The 24,809-nt window shown below is 69.0% G+C and carries 24 protein-coding genes; 8 read left to right on the forward strand and 16 right to left on the reverse strand.

All coding sequences use genetic code 11. The annotated features are described in order from the left end of the window. Positions 1 to 38 precede the first annotated feature (38 nt). Both SZ55_RS24895 and SZ55_RS24900 read left to right on the forward strand, forming a co-directional pair. On the forward strand, positions 39 to 650 hold the full coding sequence (locus tag SZ55_RS24895) for an adenylyltransferase/cytidyltransferase family protein (RefSeq protein ID WP_371320996.1): 612 nt from the start codon (positions 39 to 41) through the stop codon (positions 648 to 650). A 134-nt stretch (positions 651 to 784) separates the two neighbouring features. Then, positions 785 to 1,465 (forward strand): NUDIX hydrolase, encoded by a 681-nt coding sequence (locus tag SZ55_RS24900; protein WP_044413293.1) that lies wholly within the window; start codon positions 785 to 787, stop codon positions 1,463 to 1,465. 39 nt (positions 1,466 to 1,504) lie between these two features. Here SZ55_RS24900 and SZ55_RS24905 read toward each other — a convergent pair whose 3' ends face one another. The 8 genes from SZ55_RS24905 to SZ55_RS24940 form a co-directional block, all read right to left on the reverse strand. Continuing rightward, positions 1,505 to 2,914 carry an amino acid permease gene (locus tag SZ55_RS24905; RefSeq protein ID WP_044413296.1) on the reverse strand — a complete coding sequence of 470 codons (1,410 nt, stop codon included), beginning with the start codon at positions 2,912 to 2,914 and terminating at the stop codon, positions 1,505 to 1,507. Between the two features lie 447 nt (positions 2,915 to 3,361). Then, a complete protein-coding gene (locus tag SZ55_RS24910; protein ID WP_044413300.1) occupies positions 3,362 to 5,140 on the reverse strand; it encodes an ABC transporter ATP-binding protein in 1,779 nt (592 codons plus the stop codon). Next, complete coding sequence (locus SZ55_RS24915; protein ID WP_044413303.1) at positions 5,133 to 5,771, reverse strand: DsbA family protein; 639 nt, start codon at positions 5,769 to 5,771, stop codon at positions 5,133 to 5,135. The genes SZ55_RS24910 and SZ55_RS24915 overlap by 8 nt, the downstream gene beginning before the upstream one ends. Before the next feature lie 19 nt (positions 5,772 to 5,790). After that, entirely contained in the window at positions 5,791 to 6,726 is a 936-nt protein-coding gene (trhO, locus tag SZ55_RS24920) for an oxygen-dependent tRNA uridine(34) hydroxylase TrhO (RefSeq protein WP_044413306.1), read from the reverse strand. 310 nt (positions 6,727 to 7,036) lie between these two features. Beyond that, positions 7,037 to 7,699, reverse strand: coding sequence for a ligase-associated DNA damage response endonuclease PdeM (gene pdeM, locus SZ55_RS24925; RefSeq protein WP_044413309.1), 663 nt, complete (start codon positions 7,697 to 7,699; stop codon positions 7,037 to 7,039). Further along, complete coding sequence (locus SZ55_RS24930; RefSeq protein WP_052807667.1) at positions 7,696 to 10,167, reverse strand: ligase-associated DNA damage response DEXH box helicase; 2,472 nt, start codon at positions 10,165 to 10,167, stop codon at positions 7,696 to 7,698. Before SZ55_RS24930 ends, pdeM begins: the two co-directional genes overlap by 4 nt. Continuing rightward, positions 10,164 to 11,828 (reverse strand): ATP-dependent DNA ligase, encoded by a 1,665-nt coding sequence (locus SZ55_RS24935; RefSeq protein WP_044413311.1) that lies wholly within the window; start codon positions 11,826 to 11,828, stop codon positions 10,164 to 10,166. The genes SZ55_RS24930 and SZ55_RS24935 overlap by 4 nt, the downstream gene beginning before the upstream one ends. Beyond that, a complete protein-coding gene (locus SZ55_RS24940; protein ID WP_044413314.1) occupies positions 11,825 to 12,853 on the reverse strand; it encodes a ligase-associated DNA damage response exonuclease in 1,029 nt (342 codons plus the stop codon). The genes SZ55_RS24935 and SZ55_RS24940 overlap by 4 nt, the downstream gene beginning before the upstream one ends. A gap of 175 nt (positions 12,854 to 13,028) precedes the next feature. Here SZ55_RS24940 and SZ55_RS24945 point away from each other — a divergent pair, with 175 nt between their 5' ends. After that, on the forward strand, positions 13,029 to 14,186 hold the full coding sequence (locus SZ55_RS24945) for a sterol desaturase family protein (RefSeq protein ID WP_044413317.1): 1,158 nt from the start codon (positions 13,029 to 13,031) through the stop codon (positions 14,184 to 14,186). Positions 14,187 to 14,456: 270 nt separating this feature from the next. Here the strand turns inward: SZ55_RS24945 and SZ55_RS24950 are convergent, their stop codons facing one another. The 4 genes from SZ55_RS24950 to SZ55_RS24965 all read right to left on the reverse strand — a co-directional run bounded on the left by SZ55_RS24950 (position 14,457) and on the right by SZ55_RS24965 (position 18,576). Beyond that, on the reverse strand, positions 14,457 to 16,997 hold the full coding sequence (locus tag SZ55_RS24950; protein ID WP_044413320.1) for a penicillin acylase family protein: 2,541 nt from the start codon (positions 16,995 to 16,997) through the stop codon (positions 14,457 to 14,459). Positions 16,998 to 17,118: 121 nt separating this feature from the next. Further along, complete coding sequence (locus SZ55_RS24955) at positions 17,119 to 17,772, reverse strand: glutathione binding-like protein (protein ID WP_044413323.1); 654 nt, start codon at positions 17,770 to 17,772, stop codon at positions 17,119 to 17,121. A gap of 94 nt (positions 17,773 to 17,866) precedes the next feature. After that, positions 17,867 to 18,067, reverse strand: a complete 201-nt coding sequence (locus SZ55_RS24960) for an SEC-C metal-binding domain-containing protein (protein ID WP_044413326.1) — start codon at positions 18,065 to 18,067, stop codon at positions 17,867 to 17,869. Positions 18,068 to 18,075: 8 nt separating this feature from the next. Further along, on the reverse strand, positions 18,076 to 18,576 hold the full coding sequence (locus SZ55_RS24965) for an LEA type 2 family protein (RefSeq protein ID WP_044413328.1): 501 nt from the start codon (positions 18,574 to 18,576) through the stop codon (positions 18,076 to 18,078). 113 nt (positions 18,577 to 18,689) lie between these two features. On the opposite strand from SZ55_RS24965, the gene SZ55_RS24970 reads away from it, so the two are divergent. After that, positions 18,690 to 19,262 carry a hypothetical protein gene (locus SZ55_RS24970; protein ID WP_044413330.1) on the forward strand — a complete coding sequence of 191 codons (573 nt, stop codon included), beginning with the start codon at positions 18,690 to 18,692 and terminating at the stop codon, positions 19,260 to 19,262. A 55-nt stretch (positions 19,263 to 19,317) separates the two neighbouring features. Here the strand turns inward: SZ55_RS24970 and SZ55_RS24975 are convergent, their stop codons facing one another. From SZ55_RS24975 to SZ55_RS24985, 3 genes are read right to left on the reverse strand one after another with little or no spacing between them, the layout of a single operon-like run. Beyond that, complete coding sequence (locus SZ55_RS24975; protein ID WP_044413332.1) at positions 19,318 to 20,418, reverse strand: hypothetical protein; 1,101 nt, start codon at positions 20,416 to 20,418, stop codon at positions 19,318 to 19,320. A 51-nt stretch (positions 20,419 to 20,469) separates the two neighbouring features. Next, positions 20,470 to 20,940: a YchJ family protein gene (locus SZ55_RS24980; RefSeq protein WP_044413335.1), complete on the reverse strand. Its 471-nt coding sequence runs from the start codon at positions 20,938 to 20,940 to the stop codon at positions 20,470 to 20,472. A gap of 2 nt (positions 20,941 to 20,942) precedes the next feature. Further along, entirely contained in the window at positions 20,943 to 21,440 is a 498-nt protein-coding gene (locus SZ55_RS24985; RefSeq protein ID WP_044413338.1) for a DUF6231 family protein, read from the reverse strand. 149 nt (positions 21,441 to 21,589) lie between these two features. On the opposite strand from SZ55_RS24985, the gene SZ55_RS24990 reads away from it, so the two are divergent. The 4 genes from SZ55_RS24990 to SZ55_RS25005 all read left to right on the forward strand — a co-directional run bounded on the left by SZ55_RS24990 (position 21,590) and on the right by SZ55_RS25005 (position 24,341). After that, complete coding sequence (locus tag SZ55_RS24990) at positions 21,590 to 22,288, forward strand: OmpA family protein (RefSeq protein ID WP_044413342.1); 699 nt, start codon at positions 21,590 to 21,592, stop codon at positions 22,286 to 22,288. 97 nt (positions 22,289 to 22,385) lie between these two features. Beyond that, positions 22,386 to 23,120, forward strand: a complete 735-nt coding sequence (locus tag SZ55_RS24995) for an OmpA family protein (RefSeq protein ID WP_044413346.1) — start codon at positions 22,386 to 22,388, stop codon at positions 23,118 to 23,120. A gap of 197 nt (positions 23,121 to 23,317) precedes the next feature. Then, complete coding sequence (locus tag SZ55_RS25000) at positions 23,318 to 23,587, forward strand: DUF1145 domain-containing protein (RefSeq protein ID WP_044413349.1); 270 nt, start codon at positions 23,318 to 23,320, stop codon at positions 23,585 to 23,587. After that, on the forward strand, positions 23,580 to 24,341 hold the full coding sequence (locus tag SZ55_RS25005; RefSeq protein WP_044413351.1) for a hypothetical protein: 762 nt from the start codon (positions 23,580 to 23,582) through the stop codon (positions 24,339 to 24,341). Before SZ55_RS25000 ends, SZ55_RS25005 begins: the two co-directional genes overlap by 8 nt. Positions 24,342 to 24,343: 2 nt before the next feature. On the opposite strand, the gene SZ55_RS25010 is transcribed toward SZ55_RS25005, so the two are convergent. After that, positions 24,344 to 24,808, reverse strand: coding sequence for a CopD family protein (locus tag SZ55_RS25010; protein WP_044413353.1), 465 nt, complete (start codon positions 24,806 to 24,808; stop codon positions 24,344 to 24,346). Position 24,809: the final 1 nt, after the last annotated feature.

Raw genomic sequence — 24,809 nt, forward strand, 5'->3', positions numbered from 1 at the left:
AATATGTCGTCAAGCGTTTTTCAGGAAGGAGTGGAAAAGTGAGCAGCCATCCGCATTCGAATCCCTCGGCAAGCCTGGCCGCCTACGCCGCCGGCAGCCAACGGGCCGGCACCCTGCGTTTTCGCCTGGCGGTCTACGGCGGCGCCTTCGACCCGCCGCACCCGGGGCACGAGACGGTGGTCCGCCGTGCCTTGGCGGTGGCCGACCGGGTGCTGCTGGTGCCCAGCCACCGCCACGCCCACGGCAAGCGCATGGTGGACTTCGCCCTGCGCTGCGCCTGGCTGGAGCGCCTGGCCCAGCGCATCGACCCGCAGCGGGTGCTGTGCGAGCCCATCGAGGCGCGCCTGTCGCCGGGGCAGGGGGCGGTGTACAGCTACGACCTCATGCACGCCCTGGCCGAGGCCCATGGCGTGGCCCCGGAGGCCATGGCGCTGGTGATCGGCGAGGACAACCTCGAACACCTGCCGGGCTTCCACCGGGGCGCCGAGTTGCGCCGGGATTTCGGCCTGCTGGTGGCGAAGGAGACGCGGGTGCTGCACAGTTCCGCCATTCGCCTGCACCTGCGGGAAGGACGACCACTGCCGGCCACCTGGTGCCTGCCGGAAGTGGCCGGTGATCTGGTTGTCTACAGGACACCCCTGGAAACGTAGGCGAGGCCGTCAGCGCAAGGCAAAAACAGGCGAAAAAGCGCAGTTTACGTGCTGTAAATGAGCATTTTGAGCGTGTTTTTAACGCCGCGATGACAACGCAGGTAGTTTCTAGGGGTGTCCTACAGGGAGATGCAATGAGTTCCGCACAGGTACTGGCCAGCGTCGACATCGTCGCGCTGCGCCTCGATCCGGCCCAAGGCCTTGACGTGCTGCTGATCCGCCGGGCCCAGGGGCCCTTCGAAGGGGAATGGGCGCTGCCCGGTGTGCTGGTCAACGGCCGTTGTGCCGACGACGACCTCGACGCCGCCGCCAAGCGCGCCCTGGGCGGCAAGGCGCGGGTCGAGCCGCAGCACCTGGAACAGGTGGCCACGGTGGGCAACGCCCGGCGCGACCCCCGGGGCTGGTCGCTGTCCACCTTCTACCTGGCGCTCCTGGCGCCGGACACCGAAGTGACCGCCGACGACCTGCGCTTCGCCCCCCTGGAGGGGCTGGCGGGCCTGCCCTTCGACCACGACCAACTGGTGGTCCAGGCCCGCGAGCGGCTGTCGAGCAAGTCGGTCTACACCTCGCTGCCGCTGCACCTGCTGGCGCCGCGCTTCACCGTCACCGAAGCCCTCGGCGCCTTCCAGGCCTGCCTCGGCCAGCCGGTGCAGCACACCACCCTGCGCGGGCGGCTGGAGAAAATGAAGGGGCAGGGCTGGATCGTCGACACCGGCGAGCAGAATCACCCGAAGATGGGCCGCCCGCAGAAGGTGCTGGAGCACCGACCCGGCGCGGGTGGGCTGTTCACCTTCGACCGCAGCGTCCTGTCCTGAGGGAGGTGCCCCCTGCCCGGCCGGGCAGGGGGCGTGGCGTCAGCCGGCGGCCAGCGCGTTGCGGGCCTGGGCGGCGCGGCTGAGCTTGAGGCGGTAGCAGCCGCCCATCACCAGCAGCCACACGGGGATGGCATAGACCGAGACGTTGATGCCGGGGGTCAGCAGCATCACCCCGAGGATGAACGCCACGAAGGCCAGGCACAGCCAGTTGCCGAAGGGTGACCAGAAGGCGCGGAAGGCGGTGCGCACGCCCTCGCGGTCCTTGTGCTGGCGGAACTTGAGGTGGGCGTAGCTGATCATCGCCCAGTTGATCACCAGGGTGGCCACCACCAGGGACATCAGCAGTTCCAGGGCGTTGTGCGGCAGCACGTAGTTCACCAGCACCGCCAGCCCGGTCACCAGGGCCGACACCACCAGTGCCGGCACCGGCACGCCGCGCTTGTCCACACGGGCCAGGGCGCGGGGGGCGTCGCCCTGTTCGGCCAGGCCCACCAGCATGCGGCCGTTGCAGTAGGTGCCGCTGTTGTAGACCGACAGGGCGGCGGTCAGCACCACGAAGTTCAGCAGGTGGGCGGCGGTGTCGCTGCCGATCAGCGCGAAGATCTTCACGAAGGGGCTGCCGCTGTACGGGTCGCCGGCGCTGCTGATGCTGGCCAGCAGGGCATCCCAGGGACTGAGGGCGAGCAGCACCACCAGGGCGCCGACGTAGAAGATCAGGATGCGCCAGATCACCTGGTTGATCGCCTTGGGGATCACCTGGCTGGGTTTCTCCGCCTCGGCGGCGGTGAAGCCGAGCATCTCCAGCCCGCCGAACGAGAACATGATGAAGGCCATGGCCATCACCAGCCCGCTGATGCCGTTGGGGAAGAAGCCGCCGTGGGCCCAGAGGTTGGTGACGCTGGCCTGCTCGCCGCCGTTGCCGCTGAACAGCAGCCAGCAGCCGAGGACGATCATGCCGACGATGGCCACCACCTTGATCATGGCGAACCAGAACTCGGCCTCGCCGAACAGCTTCACGTTGGCCAGGTTGATGGCGTTGACCAGCACGAAGAAGGCTGCGGCCGTGGCCCAGGTGGGCACGTCGGGCCACCAGAAGTGGATGTACTTGCCCACCGCCGTGAGTTCGGACATGCCCACCAGGATGTACAGCACCCAGCAGTTCCAGCCCGAGAGGAAGCCGGCGAAGCCGCCCCAGTACTTGTGCGCGAAGTGGCTGAAGGAGCCGGCGACCGGCTCGTCGACGATCATCTCGCCGAGCTGGCGCATGATCAGGAAGGCGATGAAACCGCAGATGGCGTAGCCGAGGATCATCGACGGCCCGGCGGACTTGAGCACCCCGGCGGAGCCGAGGAACAGGCCGGTGCCGATGGCGCCACCGAGGGCGATGAGCTGGATGTGGCGGTTCTTCAGGCCGCGCTTGAGCGAACCGGTGTGTTGCGCGTCGTGCATGGCGTCACCTTTTCTTGTTGTCGTGACGGAAATCGAACCCGCTGCGCTTGTGGCGCGGCGGCGTGGGCAAGGCGGTTGACCTTTAGTGGCCGTGCATGGGCACGTCCCCGAGTGGGGGCCGCGATTGTACAGGCGCAGGTGGGAGGATGCGCGCCGGCACCACCGGGTCACAGGCGGGCGGGGCGAGGGCGGGGAGGCGCACGCGGGCGCCGGGCAGCAAGGCTGGGGTCACGGTGACCTCCGGTTGTTGTTCTTGTCGGTCGAGCGCGGCCATCTGACCCCGCCGCACCGGCGCGAAACAAGGCACAGTCGCGCACCGGAACTGTGCTGGCCGGCGCTGGGCGCGGCAGCTTTTCCTGACAGCACCGCCCCGCGCCCCGGCAATGCCGGGTGCGGGCGTAACGTTTGTTTGACAGGCTGGTGCGCCGACGTGACGCAGGGGGCGGCTCAGTGCTGCAGGTGGCCGTAGAGGCGGGCGTAGAGGCCGCCGTGGTCGATCAGGCGCTGGTGGTCGCCGTCCTCGGCGATGTGTCCGCCGTCGAACACCAGTACCCGGTCGGCCTGCTTCACCGCCGACAGGCGATGGGCGATGACCAGGGTGGTACGGCCGGCGAGGAAGCGCGCCAGGGCCTGGTGCAGGGCGTACTCGGTGGCCGCGTCCAGGGCCGAGGTGGCCTCGTCGAGGATCACCACCTTCGGCTCGGCCAGCACCATCCGGGCGATGGCCAGGCGCTGGCGCTGGCCGCCGGACAGGCGCACGCCGGAGCGCCCGACGATGCTGTCAAGGCCCTTGGGCAGGGCGCGGATGGTCTCGGCCAGCTGGGCGATCTCCAGGGCCTGCCAGCAGGCCTCGTCGCTGCGCTCGCGGCTCATGGTCAGGTTGGCGCGCACGCTGTCGTTGAACAGCGCCGGGTGCTGCAGCACCACCGCGACGTGTTCGCGCACCCGCTCCAGGCCGATCTCCTCCAGGCTGGCGCCGCCGAAGCGGATGCTGCCGGCCTGGGGTGTGTAGAGGCCCAGCAACAGCTGCACCAGGGTGCTCTTGCCACCGCCGCTGGCGCCGACGATGGCGACCTTCTCACCGGGGGCGATGGTCAGGTCGAGGCCGTCCAGCACCGGCTCCTCGCCGTAGGCGAAGCGCAGGCCGCGCACCTCGACGCCCACGGTGCGGTGGTCGGCGAAGGGGTCGATGCGCGGCGGGTACTGCGGCTCGTCGGCCCGTGCCAGCAGCTCGTTGAGGCGGCTCAGTGCGCCGCCGGCGGCGTAGAAGGCGTACTGCAGGCCGAGCAGTTGCTCCACCGGGCCGATCATGAACCAGAGGTAGCTGAACACCGCCAGCATCTGGCCGATGGACAGGTCGGAGAACAGCACGGTGAGCATCGCCGCGCCACGGAACACGTCGATGCCGAACTGGAACAGCAGGCCGCTGGTGCGTCCGGCAGCGTCGCTCTTCCATTGCGAGGCCACGGCGTAGTCGCGCACTTCCCGCGCCCGTTCGCCGAGGCGGCCGAGGAAGAAGCCCTGGCGGTTGCCGGCGCGGATCTCCTGGATGGCTTCCAGCGTCTCGGTCAGGGCCTGGGTGAAGCGGGCGGTGCTGTCGTTCTCCAGCTTCTTCAGGTGCTTCACGCGCTTGCCCAGCTGCACCGTGGCGTAGATCACCAGCGGGTTGAACAGCAGGATCAGCAGCGCCAGCTTCCAGTGCATCCACATCAGGATGCCGGCGGTGCCCACCAGGCTGAGCATGGCCACCAGGAAGCGGCTGAGGGTCTCGCCGATGAACTTGTCCAGGGTGTCCAGGTCGGTCACCAGGTGGGCCGAGACGGTGCCGCCGCCGAGGCTTTCGTACTCGCCGAGGGAGATGCGCTTGAGGCGTTCGATCAGGCGCACCCGCAGGCGGTACACCACGTCCTTGGAGAGGCGGGCGAACAGGCGTGCCTGCAGCACGTTGAACACCAGGGCGCAGCTGCGCAGCACCAGGGTGACGGCCAGCATCAGGCCGATGTAGCCCACCGGCCCCTGCCAGGCATCGGGCAGGAAGCCGTCCATGAAGCGCAGGGCGGCGTCGCCCTTGCCCAGCAGCACTTCGTCCACCAGCAGCGGCAGCAGCAGCGGGATCGGCACGGCGCAGAGCGCGGCGAGGATGGCCACGCCGTTGGCCAGCCAGAGGGCCTTGCGGTGGCGCAGGGCGAGGCGGCGGATCTCCGCCCAGCTCAGCTGGTCAACCATGGGTGATGCGCTCCAGCCAGCGGCCCAGCAGCGGTTGCAGGTCACTCAGCGGCTGGTAGCCGTTGGTCAGCAGGGCCAGCTGGCCATCGCGCTCGGCCAGCAGGGTGGGGAAGCCGGCGATGCCCAGGTCCTGCACCCAGGTGAAGTCCTCGGCGGTGGCCTGGCGGGTGGCCGGGTCATCGAAGGCCTCGGCGAACTCGATGCGCGGGATGCCGGCGGTCTCGGCCAGGGCCACCAGTTGCGGGGCCTGGGTCACGTCCTGGCCTTGTGCATAGAAGGCGTGCTGGATGCTGCGGGCCAGCGCCCAGGTGGCGTCCTCGTCGAGTCCGCGCGCGGCCACCAGGGCCCGGCACGCCGGTTCGGTGTCGTAGACGAAGCCGTCGGGCAGCGCGCCGTCGAAGCGGAACGGCTGGCCGGTGGCCTGCTCGACGGCGTGCCAGTGTTCGAGGATGTAGCGCCGCGTGGTCGGCTCCAGCGCTGCGCCCTGGCCGGTGCGCAGGCCACCGACCACCAGGCGCAGCGGCACGCCGGCGTCACGCGCCTGCTCGATCAGCGCTCCGGCCACCGGGGCGAACCCCCAGCACCAGGAGCACATGGGGTCCATCACGTAGAGCAGGCGTGCGTTGGCCATGGCGATCCCTCGTCGTTGGTCAGTGTTCCGGATTCTGCCGCGGGTCGCGGCCGATGGGGTGGGGCTGGTTGCGCTGCTTGGCCAGCTCGATCTGCTTCTGCCGTTCGCGGGCGCTGGCGCGGGTCTTCTCCGAGAGGCTGTCCCAGCAGTGCGGGCAGCTGATGCCGGGGGCGTAGTGCGGGGACTGGCGGTCTTCCACGGAGATCGGGTTGCGGCAGGCGTGGCACTGGTCGTAGTCGCCTTCGCTGAGGTCGTGGCGCACGGTCACGCGGTTGTCGAAGACGAAGCAGTCGCCGCGCCACAGGCTCTGCTCCTGGGGCACGTCCTCCAAGTACTTGAGGATGCCGCCCTTGAGGTGGAAGACCTCTTCGAAGCCCTGGTTGAGCATGTAGCTGGAGGCCTTCTCGCAACGGATGCCGCCGGTGCAGAACATCGCCACCTTCTTGTGCACCGCCGGGTCGTAGTGGGCCTTGATGTACTCGGGGAACTCGCGGAAGGACTTGGTCTTCGGGTCCACCGCGCCTTCGAAGGTGCCGATGGCCACTTCGTAGTCGTTGCGGGTGTCGATCAGCAGCACCTCGGGGTCGCTGATGAGGGCGTTCCAGTCCTGCGGCTCGACGTAGGTGCCCACCTGCTGGTTAGGGTCCACGCCCGGCACGCCGAGGGTGACGATCTCTTTCTTCAGCTTGACCTTGGTGCGGTAGAAGGGCTGCTCGTCGCAGTAGGACTCCTTGTGGTCCAGGTCGACGAAGCGCGGGTCGACCTTGAGCCAGGCCAGCAGGGCGTCGATGCCCTCGCGGGTGCCGGACACGGTGCCGTTGATGCCTTCCTCGGCGAGCAGCAGGGTGCCCTTGATGCCGTGCTCGGTCATGGTCTTGAGCAGGGGCTCGCGCAGGGCGACGTAGTCTTTCAGGGATACGAACTTGTAGAGCGCCGCGACAACGATGCGGGACATGAAAACCTCCAGTGGTCGCCCACGCAAAGGGCGGACCGGGTGACAGAAACGACAGCGCCGGCTGGGCCGGCGCTGGGGGCGGAGTCTATCAAAAACCGCTGGGTCACGGATGTGGGGGAATGTCTCAGTCGTCGGGTGGGGCTTGTTGCCTGCATGTACGGAAGAAGGGTGAAGCCAAGCTGTAGCGCCCCAGCAAGATATCCCCAAAAAAAGCAGGCGCCACGAGGGCGCCACAGGGAGCAATGAACAATGCCCTTGTTCTGACCCCCTCGGGGCCGACACGTTCAGTCGTTGGCCCGGAACGGTGGTTTCAGGCTGCCGGCACGGGCCAGACGCCGCCGTCGCCGCAGAGGTAGAGGCGGGTGCCCGGGGTGGCCGGTTGTTCCTGCCCGCCGGTGAATTCGCCGAAGGCAGGTAGCAGGCTGACGCTGCGGCCGAGGGCGAAGCAGGGCAGGCGCAGGCTCTGCCGGCCTGGGCCGCGCAGGCGGTGGCAGGGGTGCAGGTGGCCGGCCAGGACGTGGCGCTCGGGGTGGGGTTCGGGCTCGTGGCGCAGGGCGAAGGGGCCGAGCAGCAGTTCGGCCTCGTGCAGGTCGAAGCCGAGGCTGGCGGGCGGGTCGCCGGCGTGGCGGTCGTGGTTGCCGCGCACCAGGTCGACGTGCAGCGCGGGATGCTGTTCGCGCCAGTCGGCCAGGGCTTGCCAGAGGCCGTCGTGGCGCCCGTGGCGGGCGTGCAGGAAGTCGCCGAGGAAGACCAGGCGCCGGGTGGCGTGGCTGTGCAGCAGGCGGTCCAGCCGCGCGAGGTTGGCGGCGGTGGTGCCGGTGGGGACCGGTTGGCCGAGGCGGCGGAAGCTGGCGGCCTTGCCGAAGTGGATGTCGGCGATCAGCAGGCAGTGCTGTTCCGGCCAGTAGAGGGCGCGGTCCCCCAGCAGGCGCAGGCAGGTGCCGGCCAGGTCCACGTCGAGGTGGGTGTTCACGGGCGGCGCCTCCGTTTGGGCGGGGCGTCGGCGGCTTTTTCCAGTTGCGCCACCATGCGGGCGATGCGGTCGGCGAGCTTCTCGGTGCTCAGGCCCTCGCGCAGGCGCTCCACCAGCAGGGGGAAGGCCAGCGGGGTGGCGCGTTCGACGTCCTTCACCACCAGGCGCCGCTGGCGCAGGCGGGCGAGGGCGTCGGCCAGGCGTGGCAGGTCCAGCTCCTGGCGCAGGGCTTCGTCGCGGGCCTGGTGCAGCAGGCGGTTGTCCGGGTCGTACTGGCGGAACACGTCGAAGAACAGGCTGCTGGAGGCCTGCAGCTGGCGGGTGCTTTTGTGCGCCCCGGGCGGGCCGCTGTAGAGCAGGCCGGCGATCTGGGCGATCTCGCGGAAGCGGCGGCGGGTCAGCTCGCTGGCGTTGAGGCTGTCCAGCAGTTCGGTGAGCAGGTCGCCGTCCTCCAGCAGGGCGGGCAGGCGGGCGTCGTCCCAGTCGGGGGCTTCGGCGGCCAGCAGCTCCAGGCCGTAGTCGTTGACGGCGATGGAGAAGGTGCCGGGGCGCTGGCGGGCCAGTCGCCAGGCCAGGAGGCTGGCGAGGCCCAGGTGCACGTGGCGGCCGGCGAAGGGGTAGAGGAACAGGTGCCAGCCCTCCCGCGAGTGCAGGCGCTCCACCAGCAGGTTGTCGTCCTCGGGCAGGGCGGACCAGGCGGCCTGCAGGCTCAGCAACGGGCGCACGAGCTGCAGTTCGGGGCTGTCGTAGCGGCCCTGGGCGGCCTCGCCAAGCTGGTGCACCAGGGCGGCGGCCAGTTCGCTGGAGAGCGGCATGCGCCCGCCGTTCCAGCGCGGGATGGCGGCCTTGCTGGCACTGGAGCGGCGTACGTAGGCGGTCATGCCTTCCACCCGCACCAGTTCCAGGTGGCGGCCGGAAAAGAGGAACACCTCGCCGGGGCGCAGGCGGGCGATGAAGCTCTCTTCGATGCTGCCGAGGTGGCTGGCGGCACCGCCCTTGCCCCAGAAGCGCACCTGCAGGCTGGCGTCGCCGACGATGGTGCCGACGCTCTGCCGGTGGCGCCGGGCCAGGGCGCGGTTGGGTACACGCCAGAGGCCCTGCTCGTCGGGCTCCACCCGCTGGTAGTCGGGGTAGGCGCTGAGGGAGCTGCCGCCGTGGCGGACGAAGGCCAGGCACCAGGCCCAGTCGGCGGCGTTGAGGTGGCGGTAGGCCCAGGCGCCGCGCACTTCCGCCAGCAGTGCGTCGGGCTGGAAGCCGCCCCCCAGGGCCATGCTGACCAGGTGCTGCACCAGCACGTCGAGGGGCTTTTCCGGGCTCTGCCGGGCTTCGATGCGGCGTTCGGCCACGGCCTGGCGGGCGGCGACGGCCTCCACCAGTTCCAGGCTGTGGGTGGGCACCAGGGTGACCCGCGAGGTGCGGCCGGGGGCGTGCCCGGAGCGCCCGGCGCGCTGCATGAGGCGGGCGATGCCCTTGGCGGTGCCGATCTGCAGGACCCGTTCGACGGGCAGGAAGTCCACCCCCAGGTCGAGGCTGGAGGTGCAGACCACGGCCTTGAGCCGGCCGTGCTTGAGGGCGTCCTCGACCCATTCGCGCACCTCGCGGGACAGCGAGGCGTGGTGCAGGGCGATCAGCCCGGCCCAGTCGGGCCGCGCCTCCAGTAGGGCCTGGTACCAGAGTTCGGCCTGGGAGCGGGTGTTGGTGAACACTAGGCTGCTGGGGCTGGCCTCCAGTTCGGCGACCACCTTGGGCAGCATGCGCAGGCCCATGTGGCCGGCCCAGGGGAAGCGCTCGACGCTGTCGGGGAGCAGGGTGTCCACCGCCAGGGCCTTGTCCTGGCGGCCTTCGAGCAGCAGGCCCTGGCCGTCGGGTACCAGCACCTCCAGGGCGTGGTCGAGGTTGCCGAGGGTGGCGGAGAGGCCCCAGGTCACCAGTTGCGGGTGCCAGCGGCGCAGGCGTGCGAGGGCCAGCTGCAGTTGCACGCCGCGCTTGCTGCCGAGCAGCTCGTGCCATTCGTCCACCACCACCATCTGCAGGTGGGCGAAGGCCTCGGCGGCGTCGGCGCGGGTCAGCAGCAGGGTCAGGCTTTCCGGGGTGGTGACCAGGGCGCTGGGCAGGCGCCGGGCCTGGCGGGCGCGCTCGCTGCTGCCGGTGTCGCCGGTGCGCAGGCCGAGGCTCCAGGGCAGGCCGAGGGCGTCCAGGGGCGCCTGCAGGGCGCGGGCGGTGTCTGAGGCCAGGGCGCGCATGGGGGTGATCCACAGCACCGAGAGGGGCAGCGGCTTGGCGGGGCTGGCGCTGCCGGGGGCGATGGCGTCGAGGGCGGCGAACCAGGCGGCGTAGGTCTTGCCGGAGCCGGTGGTGGCGTGGAGCAGGCCGGAGCGGCGCTGGCGGGCGGCGTCCCAGAGTTGGCGCTGGAAGGGGAAGGGCGTCCAGCCCTGGGCGTCGAACCAGGCGTCTGAGGGGCGGCTCATGCATCGTCCTCTGCCGGGGCATCGCCCAGCAGGGCGTGCAGGCTGGCCAGGGTGTCGGCGTCCTCCACGGGTTTGTCGCGTCGCCAGCGCAGCATGCGCGGGAAGCGCACGGCGACGCCGCTTTTGTGCCGGCGCGAGCGGGCGATGCCTTCGAAGCCCAGTTCGAACACCAGGCTGGGGGTGACGCTGCGCACCGGGCCGAACTTCTCCACGGTGGTGCGGCGGATGATGGCGTCCACCTGGCGCATCTCCTCGTCGGTGAGCCCGGAGTAGGCCTTGGCGAAGGGCACCAGGCTGCGCGGGGCGTCGCCTTCGCCCTCGGCCCAGACGGCGAAGGTGAAGTCGGTGTAGAGGCTGGCGCGGCGGCCGTGGCCACGCTGGGCGTAGATGAGCACGGCGTCGACGCTGTAGGGGTCGAGCTTCCATTTCCACCAGGTGCCGTCCTCGCGGGTGCGGCCGACGCCGTAGCGGGCGTCGCGGGCCTTGAGCATCAGGCCTTCCACGCCCTGTTCGCGGGCGCGCTGGCGTTCGGCGGTCAGGGCCTCCCAGGTGGCGCCGGTGACTTCCGGGGACAGCCTCAGCAGCGGGGTGTCGAGCCCCGCCAGCAGCTGTTCGAGCTGGGCGCGGCGGGCCTGTTGCGGGCGGCTGCGCCAGTCTTCGCCCTGCCATTCCAGCAGGTCGTAGGCCAGCACCCGCACGGGGGCGTCTTCCAGCACCTGGCGGGTCAGGCGCTTGCGGCCGATGCGCTGTTGCAGCAGGGCGAAGGGCTGGGCGCGGCCGTCCTTCCAGACCAGCAGTTCGCCGTCGATCACGCAGCCATCGGGCAACTGCCGGCAGAGGGCGTGCAGCTCGGGGAAGCGCTCGGTGACCAGCTCTTCGCCCCGGGACCAGATCCACAGCTGGCCGTCGCGGCGTACCAGTTGCGCGCGGATGCCGTCCCACTTCCATTCCGCCAGCCAGTCGCTGGGCGGGCCGAGGCSTTCGTCGAAGGCCTCGGGCTCCAGCTGCAGCGGGTGGGCGAGGAAGAAGGGGTAGGGCTGGCCGCCGCGTTCGCGGTGCTCGTCGGGGCTTTCGGCGGCGATCAGCCGGCGGTAGCCGTCGGCGCTGGGGACACGGCTGATGTCGGTGTAGCCGACCATGCGCTGGGCGATGCGCTTGGGGTCCAGGCCGCTGAGGCTGGCCAGGGCGCGTGTCACCAGCAGGCGCGAGACGCCGACGCGGAAGGCGCCGGTGATGAGTTTGTTGAACACCAGCAGGCCGTCGCGATCGAGCCGCGCCCAGAGCCGCGACAGGCGCTCGGTGAGTTCGGCCGGCGGCAGTCCGCGCAGGGGCAGCAGGTGCTCTTCCAGCCAGTGGGCGAGGCCCTCCTGGCTGTCGCTGGCGGCGGTGGGCAACAGCAGGGCGATGGTTTCGGCGAGGTCGCCGACGCTCTGGTAGCTCTCTTCGAAGAGCCATTCGGGCAGGCCGGTGACGGCCAGGGTGCTGGCCTTGAGCTGGCGCACTGGCACCAGTTGGCGCGGTTTGCCGCCGCTGAGGAAGTACACGGCCCAGGCGGCGTCTTCGGCGCTGGCCTGGCGGAAGTAGTCCTCCAGGGCGGCGAGCTTGGCATTGCTGGAGGTGCTGGCGTCGAGGCGCACGTAGAGGTCGGCGAAGGCCTTCATGCGGGGGCCTCCGGGGTGGCGTCGGCGCTGTCGGGGGTGTCGTCCTCGTCGCCGTATTCGGTGCTGAAGCCCTGGGCGTCGAGGCCCTGTTCGCGCAGGTAGCGCACCAGCACGGGGACCGAGCCGTGGGTGACGAAGACCCGCTCCGCGCCGCTCTGCTGCACGGCCCAGAGCAGGCCGGGCCAGTCGGCGTGGTCGGAGAGCACGAAGCCGCGGTCCACGCCCCGGCGGCGCCGGGCGCCGCGCAGGAGCATCCAACCACTGGCGAAGGCGTCGCTGTAGTCGCCGAAGCGGCGCATCCAGGTGCTGCCGGCGGCGGAGGGCGGGGCGATGACCAGGGCTTCGCGCAGCAGCGGGTCGTTGCGCTTGAGTTCGCCGGCGTATCGGGTGGCGGCCAGGCGCACGCCGGCTTCGCGGTAGACGCGGTTGAGGGGCTCCACGGCGCCGTGGACAAGGATCGGGCCGGGTTCGTCCGCCAGGCCGTGGAGCAGCCGCTGGGCCTTGCCGAAGGCGTAGCTGAACAGCACGCTGGCGCGCCCGGCGGCACGGTTGGCCTGCCACCACTGGCGCACCTGGTCCATGACCTGGGCCTGGGGCTGCCAGCGGTAGATGGGCAGGCCGAAGGTGGATTCGGTGATGAAGCAGTGGCAGCGCACCGGCTCGAAGGGGGCGCAGGTGCCGTCGGCTTCGGTCTTGTAGTCACCGGAGGCGACCCAGACCTGGCCCTGGTGTTCCAGGCGCACCTGGGCGGAGCCGAGCACGTGGCCGGCGGGGTGCAGGCTGACGCGCACGCCGTTGTGCAGCAGGGCTTCGCCGTAGTCCAGGGTCTGCAGGGGCACGTCGCCGAGGCGGGCGCGCAACACGCCGGCACCGGGGGTGGCGGTGAGGTAGTGGCCGTTGCCGCTGCGGGCATGGTCGCCGTGGCCGTGGGTGATGACGGCGCGGGCGACGGGTTTCCAGGGATCGATGTAGAAATCGCCGGGCGGGCAGTAGAGGCCCTCCGGCCGGGCGACGACCAGGTCCATGGGATGCCTTGCTGTGGGTTCGTGTCTGCTGACCCTGCCGTGCGCCGGTTGGTTCGCCCTCAACGCGATGGACGTCGCAGTTGGACGCGGCATTCGTCGCCGGAGGTGGCCTGGAGCGCGGCAGGTGCGTCAAGATCGTGAACGGCCAGAAGGCCGGTTTCAAGGAGGATGTCCGATGGAGGCTCTCAAAGCCTATTTCCAGCGCCATGGCCACGCCCCGTTCCGGGTCGGGGAAGGGCGCATCAGTGGTTACCTGTCTGCGGCACTGGGCCTGTTGAGCCTCTGCGCGGTGCTGTGTTTCCTGTTTCCCGAGTGGCTGACCTTCGCGGAGTTCCGCAAGGTCTACAGCGAGCAGTTCGCCCGTACGGTGCTTCTGGTGGGCCTGGTGCTGTCGTTCAGCCTGGGCACGCTGAACATCCTGCTGAACCGGCGCAAGCGCCTGGGCTTCACCGGCATCGCGGCCTCGGGGCTGGCGGTGTTCCTGGGGGGGACCAACATCCAGTTCGAGACCATCGGCGAGACGCCCTATTCCCTGGGGCTGGACTGGTTCGTGCTGGCGCTGCTGGTGTCGGCCATCGTCTTCATCCCGCTGGAGAAGCTGTACGCGAAGGACCCGGAGCAGAACATCCTGCGGCCGCACTGGCGCACGGACCTGGCGTACTTCTTCGTCAGCCACATGCTGGTGCAGTTCATCCTGATCTTCGTCACTGCGTCCTCCACCCTGCTGGGGGGCTGGGCGGTCTCGGCGACCTTCCAGGCCGGCGTGCAGTCCATGCCGATCTGGCTGCAGTTCATCCTCGCGGTGCTGGTGGCGGACCTCGGCCAGTACTGGCTGCACCGCCTGTACCACGTGGTGCCCTGGCTGTGGCGCTTCCATGCGGTGCACCACTCCAGCACGTCGATGGACTGGCTGGCGGGCTCGCGCATCCACTTCGTGGAGATCCTGCTGACCCGTACCGGGGTGCTGGTGCCGCTGATGCTGATGGGCTTCTCGCCTCAGGCGATGAACGCCTACGTGATCCTGGTGGGCGTGCAGGCGGTGCTGGCCCACGCCAACGTGCGCATCGATGGCGGCTGGCTGAACTACCTGCTGGTGCTGCCGCGCTACCACCACTGGCACCACGCCCGGCACCCGGACTACATCTACAAGAACTATGCGATCCACCTGCCGATCGTCGACATGGTGTTCGGCACCTTCAAGCTGCCGCCGAAGGAGTGGCCGACCCGCTACGGGGTGTTCGGCAAGCCGCTGCCGGACGGCATTCTGCGCCAGCACCTGTATCCCTTCCTGAAGCCGGAGCCCAAGGCGCCGGTGAAGCCCAAGGCGTCCTGAACCCGGGCGGCCCCTGTGCAATGCAGGGGCCGCTTTCCCAGGCTTTTCCCTTCTTGCCGATTTCCCGGGCTGAAGCCCGGGCTACGTCCGTGCATTTTTCCGCAGGTTGGCGCCGAGCTCGCGATGCCCGACGTTGGGCGTCTGGATCGGCCGTGAGGCTTTTCACGGGCAAAAGAAAGGGCGCCGGTAAGGGCGCCCTGAAGATGTGATCTATGGAGTAAGTCCGTTTACATAGACAGCCACCACGCGGGGAGTTCCGCGTGGTGGTGATCATTTTTGCGGGGTGAGCATCAGCCGCTTGGTGCCGTAGACGCCGTCGAGGTTCTGCGACTGGAACGGGAAGCTCAGGTAGCGGGCCTTGAGCCAGGCGTCGATGCCGTCGGCGTAGTGCGGGCTGGCGGGGTTGCCGGACTGGCCGGAGCTGTTGAGGCCGATCATGGGTTCCGGCTGGCCGAAGTCGACGATGATGCGCATGGCCGGGATCAGCCAGGTGTCGAAGTCGTTGCCCCAGTTGTAGCCGGAGACGTTGAGGGTGCTCATGTCGCCGCCGGCGGGGTAGGGGCCGCGGTCCAGGTAACCCTTGATGGCGTTGATGCTGGTGCGCTGGCTGGCGCTCATGTAGGGCGCGAGGCGGGTGGTGTCGGTGGCCCAGGTGTAGGTGTGCAGCTTGCCCCACTGCCAGCTGCGGCGGTCGGCGCCGAGCTTGCCTTCGGCGAAGCTGACGGCAGCGGCGAGGCTGCGGGCGAGGATGGCGGGCTTGTCTTCCTTCTGCGGGGTGCGCACGTCGTCCCAGAAGGGGCTGTCGGCGCGGCCCAGGAGGTGGTCGGCCTGGGCGGAGTAGGAGAGGTTGGCGGTCTCCACCAGGGCCTGCCAGGCGGGGCTGGTGTCCGGGCCCAGTTCGTCGAGGAAGATCTGCCGCGCACTCTCGTGGAGGAAGGCTTCGTAGTAGACGGCGTCGGCCGAGGTGGGGGCGAGGTTGCCGTCGAAGGCCAGCAGGCGGCTCAGGGCTTCGCGGGCACGGTCACGCTCGGCGCCGGGCAGGGCGTCGATGGCCTGCTTGAGCGGCTGGGCCATGGCCGGGTCTTCGAACATGGCCTTGAGCTTGGCGGCGAAGGGGGTGGTCTGGTCGTACTGCATGGCGATCATGCTGCGGGTGTCGTGCTTGCCGCTGCCGGCCAGCTGGGCGATGCGCTCGGCCCGCTCGGGGTAGAACCAGGAGTTGGACAGCTGCACGCCATAGCCGCCCTGGACGGTGCGCTGGTTGGCGGTGCCGAGCCAGCCCTGGGGCGGGTCCTGGTCGTAGGGGTGGAGCATGGGGTCGGCGTAGCCGTCCCAGTCGTAGCGGCTGTCCCAGCCGGGTGAGGGCATCAGGCCCCGGCCTTCACGGCGGTTCGGGTAGCGGCCGGTGACCTGCCAGGCGATGTGCTGGGCGTCGGCGGTGAGCAGGTTGAGGCCGATGGCGCGGATGGCGCGGGTGGCTTCGGCGGCCTGCTCCACGGACTGGGCGCGGGACAGGTCGAAGAAGGCATCGAGGGTGGTGTCCTGCTCGAACTGGGCGGTCTTCAGGGCGATGCCCAGGCCGCTCTTCAGCTCCACCGGCTGCAGCGGGTGCTTGCGCTGGCCGAGCACGGAGTTGAGCAGCGGGCCGTGGCGGGTTTCGTAGAGGGTCTCGCGGATCGGGCGCTCGCCCTTGATGAAGAAGGTCTCGTTGCGCTCGATGGCCGGCTGCCATTTGCCGTCGGCCAGGTAGTAGAGGCGGTTGCCTTCGCGCTTGACCTTCTCCAGGTAGAGGTCCTGGTTGTCGGCCATGACCATGGTCATGCCCCAGGCGAGCTTGCCGTTGAAGCCGGCGACGATGGCCGGGACACCCGCCACCGAGACGCCGGCGGCCTGGAATTTCGGCGAGCGGATCTGCACGAAGTTCCAGATGGAGGGCATGGACAGCGGCAGGTGGGTGTCGTTGGCGAGGATGCTCTTGCCATTGCGCGCGCGCTGCGGGGCGATGGCCCAGTTGTTGGAGGCGGCGACGCCGAGCATGCCGAGGCCGGCCACCTGGCCGGCGGCCTGGTCGATGCTGGCCAGGCCGGGGATTTGCCCGCCGAGGTTGAGGCCCTTGAGCTTTTCGGCTTCGTCGAAGGGCAGGTTCTCGTCGGGGTAGACCGGCAGCAGCCAGGCCACCTTGTCGGCGCCGACCTTCTGCGCCATGACCAGGGAGGCGATCTCTTCCTGCAGGTTCACCGCCAGGCCGAAGTTGAGCAGGGTGAAGACCAGCACCGAGTCCTCGGGCTTCCAGTAGGCGGGCCGGTAGCCGGATTCGGCCAGGTCCATCGGCAGCTTGTCGCGGTAGCGGTAGAGGTAGGCGTTGACGCCCCGGGCGTAGACCTCGAAGAAGGACTTCAGGCGCGGGGAGGCGTTCTTGTAAAGGAGGTCGGCGCTCTTGCGCAGGTTGGCCGCGCGCATGAAGCGGTCGATCTCCAGTACGCCCGGGCCAGCCATCTCCGCCAGGCGGCCTTCGGCCATGAGGCGCAGGCCGACCATCTGGCTGAGGCGGTCGGAGGCATGCACGTAGCCCATGGCGAAGAGGGCGTCGTGGAAGGTGGTGGTTTCGATCAGCGGCATGCCCAGCGGGTTGCGGCGGATCGAGACGCTCTGCGCCAGGCCCTTGACCGGCTGGAAGCCGGAGGTGGGCGGCAGGCTGTCGGCGTAGCGGCTGTCCAGCCAGGACTGGCAGCCGGTGAGGCCGACCATGGCGCTGAGGGCGGCGCCCAGGCAGAAGGTGGAGATGAGGCGCTTGGGCGCAGGCGAAGCCATGGGGCGGTGTCTCCCGGGGAAGGCGGCGGTTCGAAACGCGCTACGTTAGAGAGCGTCTTCGGACTGCGCAAGGGCCGGATGACCGGCCTTCCGACGGGGGCGCCCGGGCGCTGTGCAGGGGTTACTTCCGGACGGCTGCGGCGGGGTTGATGCGTTCCACCAGGTCGTAGGCGCGGACGGTGGCCGGGCGGGCCTGGATGGCCTGGAACCAGCGCTTGACGTGGGGGAAGTCGTCCAGGTCCTGCTCCTGGTAGGCGTGGGGCACGATCCAGGGGTAGATGGCCATGTCGGCGATGCTGTAGTCGTCGCCGGCGACGAAGGCGCGGTCGGCCAGGCGGCGGTCGAGCACGCCGTAGAGGCGGGCGGTTTCCTTGACGTAGCGCTGGATGGCGTAGGGCACCTTCTCCGGGGCGAAGCGGTTGAAGTGGTGGTTCTGCCCGGCCATCGGGCCGAGGCCGCCCATCTGCCAGAACAGCCACTGCAGGGCTTCCTGGCGGCCGCGCAGGTCCTGGGGGATGAAGCGCCCGGTCTTCTCGGCGAGGTAGAGCAGGATGGCCCCGGACTCGAACAGCGAGAGCGGTTCGCCGCCGTCCGCCGGCTCGTTGTCGACGATGGCGGGGATGCGGTTGTTGGGGGCGATCTTGAGGAAATGCGGCTGGAACTGTTCGTCCTTGCCGATGTTGATGGGGTGGATCCGGTAGGGGAGGCCGGTCTCCTCGAGGAACAGGGTGATCTTGTGGCCGTTGGGGGTGGTCCAGTAATACAAATCGATCATGGCAGGGCTCCTCTGAAGCGGTCGGTCAGCCTAAAGGATTCCCGGCAGATACGAAAAGGCCCGTACTAGACGGGCCTCGTTGTGCGGATGCGGATCAGGCACCGTGGCACTTCTTGAACTTCTTCTGGCTGCCGCAGGGGCAGGGGTCGTTGCGGCCCACTTCCTTCAGCGGGTTGCGCACGGGCTCCTGGTGGCCGTGGTTGCAGTGCGGGCCGTGGACGTGGTGATGGTGGTCATGGTCATGGTCATGGTCGTGATTGCAGTCGGGACCATGGACGTGTTCGTGCTGGCTCATGGGGTGGATCACTCCGGGATGTAGTTGCCCGGGATTATCTCGCCATTGCGGGCGAGGTGCACGCTCTTGCCGAACATGAGGCCGGTTTTCACTTCACCTTCGAGGCGGTAGCGGATGACCTCGTTGGGCTTCTCCAGCAGCTTGACGATGTACTTCATGTGGCGCCACAGGTTGGTGCGCACCGGCACTTCGAAGGTCTCGCGGCCCAGGGCGGGGACGGTGAACCAGGTGTCGGACTCGCCGGTGGCGAGCTTCACGTCGTTGAGGTAGACGGTGTAGGCCAGGCCACGGATGGGCAGGCTGACGTCGTTGGGGTTGTCCACGCGAAAGCGCAGCAGGAACTGTTGTTCGAGGAGACGGGCCTTGATCACGTCGACCTTGACCAGTTGCACGTCGGGATCGCGAAAGCCCCCGGTCAGCCAGGTGGAACAACCGGAAAGGCCCGAGGCAGAGAGGGTCAGCAAAACCAGTAGGCTGAGAATTCTTATCGTTTGCGCCTGATAAAACATCGCGATACTCCGAAGACGCTCAAGTGTAACAAGCAACTGCTCGGCTGCAACTTGTTGTTGGCAGAAAAAAACCTGCGCCATACTGCGGGCTGTTTTGGACAGGAGTGTGACCGATGAGCCGCTACGAGATCGCCTTCTCCGGCCAACTGGTTCCCGGTGCGGATGCCGACCAGGTGAAGGCCAACCTCGCCAGGCTGTTCCAGGCCGACGCACAGCGCATAGCCTTGCTGTTTTCCGGCCGGCGCATCGTGATCAAGAACAATCTTGATGCGGCCGGGGCGGAAAAATACCGGGTGACGCTGGAGCGAGCCGGGGCGCGGGTGGATGTGCGCGACATGGACGTGGAGATCGAGGAGGTGGAGCTGGCGCCCCCGCCACCCGCCGAACCGGCGGCGCCTGCCGTGGCACCGGTGCCCGCTGCTGCGGCCCCCGCAGCCGCACCGGCCGGACGCCTCAAGGTGGCCCCGCGGGACGAGTACATGGCGGCCTTCATGGACGTCGACGCGCCGGACTTCGGCATCGCGCCGGTGGGGGCGGACCTGCAGGACGCCAAGGCCGAGCCGGTGGCACCGAAGGTGGACCTCAGCCAGTTCAGCCTGGCGCCGGTGGGCAGTGACATGGGCCAGGCCAAGGCGGTGCCGGCAGGCCCGCCGCCGGACATCTCGCACCTGAAGCTGCAGGAATGAACGAAAGAGCCCGCCGATCTGGCGGGCTCTTTCGTTCCGACCGTTGCGCCCTGCCTCAGCCTTGCGGGGCGGTGCAGGTCTGCTTGGCCTTGTCGGCGTCGTACTTGCGGATGGAGGTGTAGAACAGCTCGCAGGTCTGCACCTTGTTGGTCACCTGCCAGGCCTGCTTGCAGCTGGAAAGGGTGGTGGACGGATCGGCACTTGGGTTGCTGCCCAGCTTGGCCTGCCAGCAGGCAGCGCTGAGGTCCTGGCCCATCACCTTGAGGCCCGCGGCGTTCGCCTTGGCTTCGTCGCCGTCGTAGTTGTCCGGGTTGGCGGCGTACCAGATGTAGCTCGGGTGGTTGCTGCCCAGCACCGGAACCTTCTGGTCCTTGCCGAGATCGATCTGCCCGAGGCCGAGCACGCCGATGCTGACGTTGTACTGCTTCTTCACCCAGTCCCGGACCGGCTTGCCGAACGCCACCATGGGCAGGGCCGGCTTGCCGGCGGTGAGCTCCTGGACCATCCGCGTCTGGTAGGGGGTGAAGTAGTCGTAAACGGTTTCCAGGGTGCTGCCCGCGTCGGCCGGGGCGGCGATGGGGGCGATGTCGATGATGGTCTGGTAGCCCGGGGTCGCGTCGGCGGCCACGCCGTTGACCACCAGCAGGCTGGCCCAGCGGTTGGTGGTGGAGGACTCGAGGTAGTCCTGCGCCTTGGTCAGGGAGTAGTCCGGCGGGAAGTGCAGCAGCTCGACGCTGCGGCGGTTTTCCAGGGCCATGCCCAGCGGCAGGAAGAAGTACCAGTTGTACTGCCACTGCTTGTCATGGTTCAGGCGCTTGGCGCCTTCGTAGGCGCTGTCGCCGGCATCCAGCAGCTTCATCAGCGGCTTGCCGTAGTCGGCCGGCACGCCGGAGAAGTTGGCGTAGACGCCGTCCTTGTCGCGGTGGACCTTCACCGAGGCCTTGGCCAGGCCGTCGCGGGCCAGGCTCTGCTTGAGGTAGTGCTCGACCGTCTGCTCCAGGCTCCAGTCGCGGTAGCAGATGACGTTGCAGTTGTTGGGGTAGGCGAACAGGCGGGTGACCCGCTCGGCGCTGCCGAGTCCGAGGTGGACTTCGGCGGCCTGGCTGGCGCAGGCCATGGCGGCGAGCAGGGGGATGAGCAAATGGCGCTTGGCCATGGGTGTCTCCTTCTTGGGTTGGCGTGGATTCCTTTCGCTGCGCAGCCGTGTCTAGAGATACCCCGCGCAGCATTTCTTGAATTTCTGCCCGCTGCCACAGATGCAGGGGTCGTTGCGGCCCGCCTTCACCGGCACGGTGGGGTCGATGAAGTACCAGCGCCCGTCACGTTGGACGAAGGACGAGCGCTCGCGATGGGCGTGCTCGCCCTGGCTGTCGTGCCAGCGGGCGGTGAAGGTGACGCGGGCGTGTTCGGGGGCGCCGCCGAGGACTTCGCTGGCCTCCACCTCCAGGCCCAGCCAGGTACTGCCCAGGCTCCAGGCCTTGATCGACTCCTGGTCCAGGCCCGCCTGCTGGCTCGGCAGGGTGGTGGCGACCAGGTAGTCCACCCGGCCCAGTACGTAGGCGCAGTAGCGCGAGCGCATCAGCGCCTCGGCGCTAGGGGCCGGCTGGCCGGCGTGGTAGCGGCCGCAGCATTGGTCGAGCAGGTTGCCGCTGCCGCAGGCACAAGGGGTTGCGCTCATGGTCACCACCAGTACTTGCCGAAGTTTTCCGGGTTGGCCCAGAACTTCGCGTTCAGCCAGTCGGGCACCTGCTTGTATTCGTGCAGGTCGTAGGTGAACAGGTGCAGCACCTGGCCTTCGCGCTGGAAGGTTTCGGTGGCCTGGAGGGCCAGGGCGAAGAAGTCGGTGTCCTGCCAGCCGCAGGCCGCGAGGTCCACCAGCACGGCGATGCGACTGGCGTTCAGGTTGCGGATGCCGCCCAGCAGTTCCAGGCCGGTGCGCTTGGGCAGGTGCTCCAGGCAGTCGGCCAGCAGGGCCAGGTCATAGCGCTGGGCTGCCTGGGCGCTGGGCAGCGGGGCGGCGGGGGCATGTTCCACCTGGCTGTCGGGGTGGGCGGCGGCAAAGGCTTCGGCCGCCGGCAGCGGGGTATTGCCCACCAGCAGCAGGCGGGCCGGGGCATAGCGGTCGAGCAGGGCGGCGACGGCCTGCTGCGGAGTGCGGGTGGAAAAGCTCTGGGTCATCGTGGTTCCTCGGACAGGTTTGCGAAGACTAGCTTGCCCGTGGGGCCAGGCCTAGTTCTGCCGGGTGCCTGGCTGGCAGTTTGCAGGGGCCGCGTCTTTACTCCCCAAAGATCGGCTTTCCGGGCCGACAACCACGAGGAGACAGGCATATGAGCATCACAAGGACAGCAATACCCTTGCTACTTGTGTCGACTCTGCTGACCGGCTGCGCCGGCCTGCAGAAGACCGACTGGCCCAAGTGCGCAGCAGTAGGCGGTGTAGGCGGTGCGGCGTTGGGTGCGATCGAGAGCAGTTCCTGGGCGGGTTGGGGGGCGTTGCTCGGTGGCGGCCTGGCGGCCGGCTACTGCTGGTCGCACGGCGACGGCGACGAGGATGGCGACGGCGTACCGGACAGCCGCGACAAATGCCCCGGCACGCCGCGCGGTACCGTGGTGGACGCCAACGGCTGCCCGCCGGCGGCCCCGGTGGTGGAGCAGGTGGAAGAGGTGGTGGTGGTCAAGGAGGAAACCATCGTGGTCCGTGACCTGCTGTTCGCCTTCGATTCGGCCAAGCTCGACCCGGCCGACAAGGCCAAGCTGGACACCATCGTCGCGCGGCTGCGCAACGAGGCCCCCAGCGCTCGCCTGAGCGTGACCGGGCACACCGACAGCGTCGGCAGCGATGCGTACAACCTCAAGCTGTCGGAGAAACGCGCCAAGTCGGTGGCGGACTACCTGGTGGCCTCGGGGATTCCGGCGGACAGCGTGCAGTCGGTCGGCGGGGCGGGCGAGAGCCAGCCGGTGGCCGACAACAAGACCGCTGAAGGCCGCGCGCTGAACCGCCGCGTGGAGATCGTCATCCACCGCTAGGCCGCGCCCCGCGTGGCCTGCGGCTTGGCAAGCGCAGCGCCGGGGTCTTTACTCCTGTGTTGCCGGCATTCGGTCGGTGACACAGGAGAACTTCATCATGAGTACCTTTCCACGGGTGGCTCTCTTTCTTCTGGTCGGCAGTGTTCTTTCCGGTTGCGCCTCGACGTCCAGTAAGGGCGACGCGCCGCTCAACCAGGGGAACTGGCCAATCTGCAGTGCGATCGGTGCCCTGGCCGGCGGTGGGCTGGGGGCGATCGAGAGTTCAGCCTGGGCTGGGGGCGGGGCCGTCGCGGGTGCGGTGGTCGGCGGCCTCATCTGCTATGCCCAGGACGGTGACGCGGACGGTGACGGTGTCTTCGACCGTCGCGATACCTGCCCCAACACCCCGGCCGGCATGAAGGTCAACCACAACGGTTGCCCGCAGCCGAGCTACCCCGACACGGTGCGCAACGAGCCGCCACCACCCCCGCCGCCCGCCGAGGACGAAGTCATCGTGCTGAGCGACCAGGGCAAGGTGCTGTTCGCCTTCGACTCGGCCGAGCTCACGGCGGCCGCCAAGCAGGAGCTGGCCACCATCGCGACCCGCCTGAACGGTGCCTCGATGGTGTCGGTGAAGGTGGTCGGGCATACCGACAGCGTGGGGGCCGACGCCTACAACCAGCGGCTTTCCGAGCGCCGGGCCCGCAGCGCGGCGGACTACCTGATCAGCCAGGGCGTGCCCTCGGGCAAGGTCACCACCGAAGGGTTCGGCGAAAGCCAGCCGGTGGCGGACAACGGCACCGACGCAGGCCGTGCACAGAACCGGCGGGTGGAGATCCACGTCGACCGTTGAAACATGTCAGACCATCGAAGGGGCCGGCAGGCCCCTTCTTTTTGCCTGTTATCAACCGTCAGCATCTGGCTTATGAAGGGAGGCGCAAAGGTCGCCAGGAGAGGAGGTCCGTCGCTGCAACTTTATTTCGGCGGGGGTATTTGGCTGCGGCGACGTTAGGGGTAAGGTCGCCCCACTAGAAAAACAAAGGGGGTGACATGAAATTATTCCTGGGGGTGGGCAAGTCCGTTGCCCTGCTGTTCTGGCTGGCGGTGCTGGCCAATCTGTTCGAACCCTTCGCTCGACCCTTCTCCACACTGCTCAATGGCCTCGCCCTGCTGGTGCTCGGGCTGCACGTGCTGGAAGCGCTGCTCTACAACGGCCAGCTCCGGGCGCGGCCGCACCCCTGGCGGGACCGCCTGCAACTGATGCTCTTCGGCGTGTTCCACCTGGCCGGACTGCCGAAGCAGGAGGCCAGCCATGCGTAGACTCTGCCTCCTCGCCCTGCTGGCCAGCCCGCTGGCCCTCGCTGAAACCAGCGTGACCGTCGACACCAACAGCTTCATCAAACTGCCGGCCCTGACCGGCACACTCAGCCTCGATCGCGTGGTGATTGCCGACCACGGCACCCTCGTGGTGCCCGCCAGCATCACCGAACTCAAGGTGGGCGAGTTGCGCATGGGGCGTGATGCGCGCATCGGCATTGCCTCGGCTGATCAGCCCTTCCGCCTGGAAGTTACCCAGGGTGAGATCGCCACCGGCGGCCACATCACAGCCTCCGGCGCAGCCGGCAGCATGAAGAAACCGGCCAGCGACGGCCGCGACCTGACCCTGCGCCTCGGCACCGTCGCCGTCGACGAGCTCACCGTGGATGTACGCGGCGGTATCGGTGCGCCGGGCTACAGCGGCCTGGCCGGTGCCGATGGCAAGCCCGGTGGCTGCCTCTGGGGCCAGGCCAGCCGGGGCCACGACGGCCAGAACGGCGGAAACGGCGGGGAAGGGGGCAAGGGCGGGCACATTCGCCTGGAAGTGGCCCAGGACTTCCCGCTGGAGCAGGTACGGGCCCGGGTCGAGGGCGGTGCCGGTGGGCCGGCCGGTGAGGCCGGTGCCCCCGGTGCGGGTGGTGCCGCCAAGGGCTGCCTGGTCTACAGCACCGACCGTGGCCAGAAAGGCCGCGCCGGCCAGCCGGGGCAGGCAGGCCCGGCCGGCACGAACGGTCGCATGGACGTGGTGCGCTACTGACCTCAGAAGCTGGGGCGGGCGGCGGCGATGGCCACCAGCAGCAGCCCCAGCAGCAGGTTGATCCCCACCAGCCGACGGATGCGCCCCAGGGCTGCGCCGCCGGCTGGCCAGTCTTCCGCCGCCACGGCGCGCTTCAGTTCCGGTAGCTGCAGCAGGCTGACCCGCAGGAACAGCGCCAGCATCGCCAGGTACAGGCCCACCATGATGTGCACGTAGCGCGGCGAGCCGTCGAAGCCGGCGAAGCGCAGGTGCATCATCCCCACGCCGCTCAGCGGCAGCGCCAGCACGGCGACCCAGACCCAGACGAAAAACCGGCGGAACACCTCGATCCACAGCTTCAGGCGCTCTGGCGGTTGCAGCGTGGTCACGGCCGCCGGGCGCAGCACCATCCAGGCGAAGAACATGCCGCCGACCCACACCAGGGCGGCGAGGACGTGGGCAGCGTAGAGCGCGGCGAAGGGCGTCATC

The organism is Pseudomonas sp. FeS53a (assembly GCF_000931385.1).
GTDB lineage: Bacteria > Pseudomonadota > Gammaproteobacteria > Pseudomonadales > Pseudomonadaceae > Metapseudomonas > Metapseudomonas otitidis.